We start from the raw sequence: 7,325 nt of genomic DNA, 5'->3' as shown, positions 1-7,325 counted from the left end.
AGACGGCGGCGAACTGGACCAAGCGTCCGCTGGCGCTGGTCGCGGGCCTCGCCGGTCCGACTAGGCAGGCCACCGCTGAAGCCCGCACCGCGCGCGACATCGGCTATCACGCAGGGCTCCTCAGTCTCGCTGCGATGAAGAGGGCGTCGGAGGACGAGATCATCGCGCATTGCGCAGCGGTCGCAGCCGAAATTCCGCTGGTCGGCTTCTATCTTCAGCCGACGGTCGGCGGCGTGGTCCTGTCGAGCCGGTTCTGGCAGCGCTTTGCCTCGATCGACAATGTCATCGCGATCAAGATCGCGCCGTTCAACCGCTACCGGACCCTTGATGTTTTGCGCGGCGTCGCGGCAGCCGGCGCGCTCGACCGCGTTGCGCTCTATACCGGCAATGACGACCACATCCTGCTCGACCTGATGCTGCCGTTCGACCTCCGCGATAACGGAATCACCACGCGCACTTATTTCAAAGGCGGCCTGCTCGGCCACTGGTCGGTGTGGACGGCGAGCGCGATCAAACAGTTCGAGCGCTGCAAAGCGGCACGGCACAAGGACAGCGTGCCGGCCGATTTGCTCGCGCTCGATGCCCGCGTCACCGATTGCAACAGCGCATTCTTCGACGTCGCCAACGATTTTCACGGCTGCATCGCCGGCTGCCATGAGGTGCTGCGACGGCAGGGCCTGATGCAGGGCCTGTGGTGCCTCGATCCGAACGAGGGCCTGAGCCCCGGCCAGAAGGACGAGATCGAGCGCGTGTACCGCGAGCATTCCGACCTCAGCGACGACGCGTTCGTGGCCGCAAACTTGGATAAATGGCTGGCATGAGCTCAAGCCCCTTTATCAGCCTGCAAGGCGTCCGCAAGGTCTATCGCAGCGGCGGCGCCGAATTCCTGGCGGTGTCCGACGTCACCATGGACGTGCAGGAGGGTGAGCTGGTCTCGCTGGTCGGCCCGTCCGGCTGCGGCAAGACCACCGTGATGAAGATTTTGGCCGGCTTGCACGACGCCGACGGCGGCACGGTGAAGATCGGCAACGCCAAAAGCCCGTTCGATCCGACCCGCGACATTGGCATGGTGTTCCAGCAGGCGTTGCTGCTGAAATGGCGGACGATCCTGGACAACGTGCTGCTGCCGGCAGAGATCGTCGGTCTTCCGATGAAGGCCGCGCGCGAGCGGGCGCGCGATCTGCTCAATCTGGTGGGTCTTGCCGGCTACGAGCAGAAATATCCGCGAGAGTTGTCCGGCGGCATGCAGCAGCGCACCGCCATCGCGCGCGCCTTCATTCACGACCCGAAACTGATCCTGATGGACGAGCCGTTCGGCGCGCTGGACGCGCTGACGCGCGAGCAGATGAATCTAGAGATGCTGCGGATCTGGCGCGAGAGCGGCAAGACCATCATCTTCATCACGCACTCGATCCAGGAGGCCGTGTTCCTGTCCTCGCACTGCGCCGTGCTGACGGCGGGACCTGCGAAGATGGCCGATTATTTCCCCATCGACCTGCCCTTCCCACGGGCTCTGCCGCTGAAGACGACGGACGCGTTCGGCGCCTATGCGCGCCGGATCTACGAGAAGCTGGGGCTGGGGGCGGCTTAATTCAGCGCACGATAGATGCCATAGGGTGGGCAAAGCGACTTGTCCGCCGTAGCTCGAAGAGCGAAGGCGGAAGCGTGCCCACCATGGCGAGTCAAGCAAGCAGTGGTGGGCACGGCGCAAGTGCGCCTTTGCCCACCCTACGGGAGTTTGCGCGATCAAGCCTTGTTGCGCATCTTGCCGAGCAGATAATTGTCGTAAAAATTCTCCGCGATCTGCGTGTAGAACAGCAGCTCCTTCATATAGGCGTCGTGGCTTTCCTTGGTGCGCTTGAACAGGTCGCTTTTGGTGGCGAGCTCGTTCAGATGGTCCTGGGTCGCGGTGTAGCAAGCCTCCAGCACCGGCTGCGGAAACGCCTTCAGCTCCGCGCCATTGGCGATCAGCCGCTTCAGCGCCGCCGGATTCACGCTGTCGTATTTCTCGAGCATCCAGGCGCCCGCGGCCGACGCGGCCTGGTTGACGATCGCCTGGTACTGCTTCGGCAGCGAAGCCCACTTCTCGTCGTTGACGATCATGTGCAGCATGGCGCCGCCTTCCCACCAGCCGGGGAAGTAGTAATATTTGGCGACCTTCTGGAAGCCGAGCTTCTCGTCGTCATAGGGGCCGACGAATTCGACTGCGTCGATCGTGCCCTTCTCCAGCGCCGGATAGATGTCGCCGCCCGCGATCTGCTGCGGGACCACGCCGAGCCGCGCCAGCACATGACCACCCATGCCGGCGATGCGGAATTTCAGGCCCTTGAGATCGTCGACGGTCTTGATCTCCTTGCGGAACCAGCCGCCCATCTGGGTGCCGGAATTGCCGCAGAGGATGGCGTGCGCCTTGAACGGCTTCAGCGCCTCGTTGGTGAGGTCGGCGCCGCCGCCGAAATGCCACCAGGATTCCTGATGGCGATGGTTCATGCCGAACGGCGCGCCGGTGGCATAGGCCAGCGCCGGCTCCTTGCCGATGTAGAAATAGAGCGGGGTCTGCGCCATGTCGACAGAAGCGGTGCTGACCGCATCGAGCGCCTGCAGGCCGGGAACGAGCTCGCCGGCCGCGAAGGTCTGGATCTGGAATTTGTTGTCGGTGGCCTCGGCAACATATTTCGCAAAAGTCTGAGCGGTGCCGTAGATAGTGTCCAGCGACTTCGGGAAGCTCGAGGTCAGGCGCCATTTGATCTCGGGCGCGCTTTGCGCGATCGCAGGTGCGGCAACCAGCGTCGTCGCGCCGGCAACCGCGCCGCCCTTGAGGAATGTACGGCGTTTCATGATGGTCTCTCCCTGAACTATGTTTCAACGTATCGGCTTGAGCGCGATCTTCGCAGACCATGGCCTGTTGCTATAGCGGAGTTCAACTAGTGAGCGGTAGCCCGGATGGAGCGCAGCGCAATCCGGGAATCTTCCCAAATTTCCCGTGTCGCTCTCAGAGCAGCTTGGCGCTCACAAACAGCGCGCGCACGGCGTTGGTCGCCTGCACCACGAGCATGGCGTTCTCGGCGGCACCTTCGAGCGCCGCGACCGCGTCTTCATGCAGCGAGCGGAATTCCATCCACTCGACCGATTTGAAATTGGTGAGGAATTGATAGGCCTGGCCGACGGTCGCGATCGCCAGCGTGTCGCCGTTCAGCTTGATCTTGAACGTCGTGCGCAGCGGGGTCTCGGAACTTTGCGGATCACTCATGGGCTGCTTCTGGACGATGACGGCTTAACGAAAGGAAAACGGCAGCCCCGCCGTAGCAGGCGAATATCCGGAGCAGATATCAGGACTCGGTGCTCGCGCGCTGCGAGGCGGTCGCCGATGGGGTCAGCCTCGGCACCACGACCAGACGGTTGAACTCACCGTTGTCGTAGGCTTTCATGAATCGATCATAGTCCTTGATCGAAACGCAGCCGTTGGAGTCGCCACGAGGCCCGAGCATGTAATTGTGGGTGAGCAGGCCGACGCGGCCGAGCGCGCTGGTGCCCTCGGCGGGCGTCAAGCGCAGTGCGCGGACGCCGTGAAACAGTTTTTCGCGCGGCTTCAGGTCGTAGGTCGCAGGCGGGGTCGCGCCAACCATGCGCTGGTCGACGTGCTCCGGGTCGTCCATCAGCGCGCCCATGCCGGAATGCGCTTCCAGCGCGATGCCGCTCGGCAGGTAAAGCGCCTTGGCCGAGATGTCGTAGACCGCGGTGCGCGAATCGTAGCCAAGCGCGGCGAGATCCGGCGCCTTGCCGAACAGGCCGCTGTCGGGCGTCAGCGAGGCCAGCCTGATCTTGTCGGTGAATTTTTCGAAGAAATTGCGGTTGTCGACCCGGGGGTTGGTCTCGGCATAAGCCCGGCTCGAGGCAATCTGGGCGGAGATGTCCGCCTGGGGCGGGCGCGAGCGCGGCATCGGGATGGCGTCAGCACGCTGCGATTGTCTCGTCTCCTCGGACATATGCCGGTCGTCATCGGTCAGGGTCGAGCGCCAGTCGTCGCCCTGGAGCTTCTGGGCGAGCATCGCCTTGGCATCGCGCAATTTGAGCTGGACTGCATTGACCGCGGAGCGCTCCAGCGTTCGCAGGCCGAGCTCGCGGGCGGGCGGACTGCTGGAAGCCGAAGCGAATCGATCATCGAACGAAGGCGCATTGGCCGGCGGCAGTGCGGCGGTGACCAGCGAGGCCGAACCGCCGATATCCGCGACCCAGGCGGCAGCGCCCAGTGCCAGCGCGACGGCGGCCAGAGACAGCAATATGGTCTCGGCTCGCCCAATACGGCGGCGCGACAATAGCCCCTCGGCTCGTGCCCGGTCGGAAACCATCAGATCCCCAAAATCGACCCCCGAGGGGACCCACCCCCACCCGGAGATTCTCTACCAGCTACCACATTGGGAGCCAAAAGTTAGGCATAATCGCGGCCGGCAAGGGCCCCGGCAAGCCATTCCAGGGTATCCCAAGGTATCTTATGACCGATCCGTTCGATCTAGAGCGCTTTGTCCGGGCCCAGGACCCGGTCTATGGCGACGTCCAGGGGGAGCTGACCCGGGGCCGAAAGCAGAGCCACTGGATGTGGTTCGTCTTCCCGCAGGTCGCCGGTCTCGGCTTCAGCGCCATGTCCCAGCGCTACGCCATCACCTCCCGCGCCGAGGCCCAGGCCTATCTCGCCCACCCCATCCTCGGTCCGCGCCTGATCGAATGCACGCGGCTCGTGCTCGCCGTCGAGGGCCGGACCATCAACGCCATCCTCGGCGCGCCCGATGATGCCAAATTCCGCTCGTCGATGACGCTGTTCGACGCGGTGTCCGACGAGCGCGTTTTCGACGAGGCGCTCGCCCGGTATTTTTCGGGCAAGCGCGATCAGGCAACGCTCGATATCCTCGCGGCCCTTGAGCGACAGCCCAAGTGACCGCAGCCACCAGCGTAAACCCGGGATTAACATCGCCTGCCTATTGTCCGTGCAAATAATTTCCCGCGCCAGTTGCCGGACAGAATCATGAAAATCGGTACGCTCCTGACCACCGCCATCGTCTCGCTCTCGACAGTGGGCGGCGGCCTCGCCGTCTACGTCGCCGTGACGAAATACCAGACGATGGAACGGATCACCGAAGCGCAGGGGCGGCTGGCGATCGTCCGGGCCGTCAGCGACATCCCGCGCTACCTCAATCCCGAGCGCGGCTTTTCCACCAACATCCTCTACGGCCCTCCCGCGGTCGACCCGGCGCTGCTTGCCGAGCAGGACAAGCTGCGCAAGCAGACCGATGCCGCCCGCGAAAGGATGAACGCGCTGCGCAAGGACCTGCCCGGCCCGTTCGATGACGGCACCACCACCGGCGGCAACATCGACGCCATCAATTCGAAGTTCACGGCGCTGCGCGAGGCCATCGACAAGGCGATGTCGGGCCCGGCGGAGGCGCGCAAGGACGCCGCCAAGAAGATCGTCGCCGACAACGCCGTGCTCAACGCCGGCGTGACGGCGCTACTCAACGAGCAGGTCCGGCGCATGGCGATCCTCAACGGCGATGCCTACCGGCAGGCCAGCTACGCCAACATCGCGATGACATTGCGCGACGTGGGCGGCTTCAACTCCAGCCTGCACAAGAACCTCGTCGGAGGCAAAAAGCCGGCGACCGACACCGAGAAGGCCGAGATCAGCCGCTCGCAGGGCCGCAACGATCAGATCGTGATGTCGCTGCTGGAGTTGCGCGGCAATCCCGCAACGCCGGCGAACGTCGCCGCCGCGCTGGAGAAATTCAACGCGATCTACATCGAAGAGTTCGGCCGCGAGCTCAAGCTGGTGAAGGAGGGTGCGGTCAGCGGCAAGTACGAACACGACATGGACACCTATTACACCGCCACGCAGCGTGGCCTCAGCACTATCATCGAGGTCCGGGACGCCTTCTACGACAACGCCGAGCAGATTCTCGCCGGTGCATCCACCGCGGCCCACACCAGCTTCACCATCGCACTCGCGGGACTCCTCGCCGTGCTGATCGCCAGCGCCGGCCTCATCGTAACGGTCCGCCGCCGCGTCTGCGCCCCGATCGTCAACCTGACGACGCGGATGTCGCGGCTTGCCGAAGGCGAGGTCACGGAAGAGATTCCCGGCGCCGAGCGCTCCGATGAAATCGGTGCCATGGCCGCGGCGGTCCGGGTCTTCAAGGACAACATGATCAGGGCCGACAGCCTCGCGGCCGAGAAGCAAGCCGAGAACGACGGCAAGATGCGCCGCGCACAGGCGCTCGACGGGATCACCCGCGCGTTCGAAGCCAAGGTCACCGAGCTCGTCGGCGGCTTGTCCCGCGCTTCAGCCACCATGGAAAGCACGGCGCAGTCGATGACCTCGACGGCTGCCCAGACCAACAGCCAGGCCGCCGTCGTCGCCGCCGCCTCACAGCAGACATCGAGCAACGTGCAGACGGTCGCGAGCGCCACCGAGGAGCTGACCTCTTCGATTTCGGAGATCGGCCGTCAAGTGGCCCAGTCCACCGAGATCGCGGCCCGCGCCGTCGACAACGCCCGCCGCACCGGCGACACCGCCCGTGCGCTGGCCGAGGGCGCGCAGAAGATCGGCGACGTCGTCACGCTGATCCAGAGCATCGCCGAGCAGACCAATTTGCTGGCGTTGAACGCGACCATCGAGGCCGCCCGCGCCGGCGACGCCGGCCGCGGCTTCGCGGTAGTTGCTGCCGAGGTGAAATCGCTGGCGGGCCAGACCGCCAAGGCCACCACCGAAATCTCCGAGCAGATTTCGGCGATCCAGGCCGCGAGCGACGAGACCGTCACCGCGATCCGCAACGTCGCCGACGTCATCGGCGAGATCGACCAGATCGGCACCGCGATCGCGGCCGCGATCGAGGAACAGGGCTCGGCGACCAAGGAGATCGCCCGCAGCGTCCAGGAAGCCGCGCGCGGCACCCAGGAGGTCAACACCAACATTTCAGGCGTGCAGCGCGCCGCCGACGACACCGGTACGGCCGCGCGGGAGGTGCTGGGCGCAGCCGAGCAGCTCTCGTCCCAGTCACGCGATCTCGCCGGACAGTTCGACCGCTTCCTCGGTGAGGTCAGGTCGGCGTAAGGGCTTAGGGTCTGTACCTAATTAGCGAGTTCTGATTCCCTGGTGCTAAGTTGATTCGGCACGGGGGACTTCGATGCGCAAAGGACTGTTCTGGCTCAACGACAAGCAGTGGGCTCAGATAGAGCCGCATCTGCCAACGAACCAGACCGGCCCGGCGCGCCAAGACGATCGACGCATTATCAGCGGTATCATTCACATGCTCCAGTGCGGCGCACGCTGGCGC

The 7,325-nt window shown here is 64.6% G+C and carries 8 protein-coding genes; 5 read left to right on the top strand and 3 right to left on the bottom strand.

The features are described 5' to 3' along the window. Positions 1–821: dihydrodipicolinate synthase family protein (locus IVB32_RS00830; protein WP_247409555.1), on the top strand; the 821-nt coding region annotated here is incomplete at its 5' end. Further along, positions 809–1,591 (top strand): ABC transporter ATP-binding protein, encoded by a 783-nt coding sequence (locus IVB32_RS00825; RefSeq protein WP_027517626.1) that lies wholly within the window; start codon positions 809–811, stop codon positions 1,589–1,591. The genes IVB32_RS00830 and IVB32_RS00825, both read left to right, overlap by 13 nt. 155 nt (positions 1,592–1,746) lie before the next feature. Here IVB32_RS00825 and IVB32_RS00820 read toward each other — a convergent pair whose 3' ends face one another. From IVB32_RS00820 to IVB32_RS00810, 3 genes are all read right to left on the bottom strand, one after another. Next, positions 1,747–2,838 carry a substrate-binding domain-containing protein gene (locus tag IVB32_RS00820; protein WP_247370926.1) on the bottom strand — a complete coding sequence of 364 codons (1,092 nt, stop codon included), beginning with the start codon at positions 2,836–2,838 and terminating at the stop codon, positions 1,747–1,749. Between the two features lie 154 nt (positions 2,839–2,992). Next, positions 2,993–3,250: a hypothetical protein gene (locus IVB32_RS00815; RefSeq protein ID WP_007609546.1), complete on the bottom strand. Its 258-nt coding sequence runs from the start codon at positions 3,248–3,250 to the stop codon at positions 2,993–2,995. A gap of 79 nt (positions 3,251–3,329) precedes the next feature. After that, complete coding sequence (locus IVB32_RS00810; protein ID WP_247409553.1) at positions 3,330–4,280, bottom strand: DUF2778 domain-containing protein; 951 nt, start codon at positions 4,278–4,280, stop codon at positions 3,330–3,332. A gap of 212 nt (positions 4,281–4,492) precedes the next feature. Here IVB32_RS00810 and IVB32_RS00805 point away from each other — a divergent pair, with 212 nt between their 5' ends. The 3 genes from IVB32_RS00805 to IVB32_RS00795 form a co-directional block, all read left to right on the top strand. After that, positions 4,493–4,933, top strand: coding sequence for a DUF1810 domain-containing protein (locus IVB32_RS00805; protein ID WP_247370923.1), 441 nt, complete (start codon positions 4,493–4,495; stop codon positions 4,931–4,933). Between the two features lie 87 nt (positions 4,934–5,020). Further along, positions 5,021–7,102 (top strand): methyl-accepting chemotaxis protein, encoded by a 2,082-nt coding sequence (locus IVB32_RS00800; protein ID WP_247409551.1) that lies wholly within the window; start codon positions 5,021–5,023, stop codon positions 7,100–7,102. A gap of 73 nt (positions 7,103–7,175) precedes the next feature. Further along, positions 7,176–7,325, top strand: a 150-nt coding sequence (locus IVB32_RS00795) for a transposase (protein WP_247409564.1), incomplete at its 3' end; no start/stop codon positions are given.

Origin of the sequence: Bradyrhizobium sp. 23 (genome assembly GCF_023073295.1) — a bacterium.
Classification (GTDB): domain Bacteria; phylum Pseudomonadota; class Alphaproteobacteria; order Rhizobiales; family Xanthobacteraceae; genus Bradyrhizobium; species Bradyrhizobium canariense_D.
This window is presented reverse-complemented; position numbering and strand designations above follow the sequence as displayed.

Excerpts from the sequence above, each read along its gene's own strand:
- IVB32_RS00825 (WP_027517626.1), top strand. The coding sequence starts at position 809 with ATGGCTGGCATGAGCTCAAGCCCCTTTATCAGCCTGCAAGGCGTCCGC.
- IVB32_RS00815 (WP_007609546.1), bottom strand. The coding sequence starts at position 3,250 with ATGAGTGATCCGCAAAGTTCCGAGACCCCGCTGCGCACGACGTTCAAG.
- IVB32_RS00800 (WP_247409551.1), top strand. The coding sequence starts at position 5,021 with ATGAAAATCGGTACGCTCCTGACCACCGCCATCGTCTCGCTCTCGACA.
- IVB32_RS00805 (WP_247370923.1), top strand. The coding sequence starts at position 4,493 with ATGACCGATCCGTTCGATCTAGAGCGCTTTGTCCGGGCCCAGGACCCG.
- IVB32_RS00820 (WP_247370926.1), bottom strand. The coding sequence starts at position 2,838 with ATGAAACGCCGTACATTCCTCAAGGGCGGCGCGGTTGCCGGCGCGACG.